This is a genomic window from Adlercreutzia equolifaciens (assembly GCF_029076695.1).
Taxonomy (GTDB): Bacteria; Actinomycetota; Coriobacteriia; order Coriobacteriales; family Eggerthellaceae; genus Adlercreutzia; species Adlercreutzia equolifaciens_A.
The window spans coordinates 1-304 of sequence record NZ_JARFIK010000350.1 but is presented as its reverse complement, the minus strand read 5'-3'; the positions used below and the strand labels follow the sequence as shown (position 1 = coordinate 304).

Here is a 304-nt window from a genome sequence, read left to right as displayed (position 1 = left end):
CACGGTCTGCATGGTGCAGTCCTTCATCCGCAGCACCGCAGCGGTTGTCTGGGTGTAGACCTTTTTGGCGTCCTTGCTGGACAGCACCTTGAAACCGGCAGAGCCGAACACCACACCGCCCAAAAACAGTGCAAGCTTTTTTGTATCAAACATATTTACCCCTCGTTTCTGTATTTCCCATCTGTGTACCCGCGCCCGGAGCGGGGCGGGCTCTTTATCTTTATATTTTAGCACGCTTTCGGGCGTTTTCAATATTTTCCGACGATGTTAGGTAGTATTAACATTGTTAGCAAAAGTTTGCGCA

Annotated in this window: 1 protein-coding gene; it reads right to left on the bottom strand. The window is 49.7% G+C overall.

What is annotated here, in order from left to right; all coding sequences use genetic code 11:
* On the bottom strand, positions 1-153 hold a 153-nt coding region (locus PZH32_RS14170), incomplete at its 3' end, for a DUF6110 family protein (protein ID WP_343074576.1).
* Between the last annotated feature and the right edge of the window lie 151 nt (positions 154-304).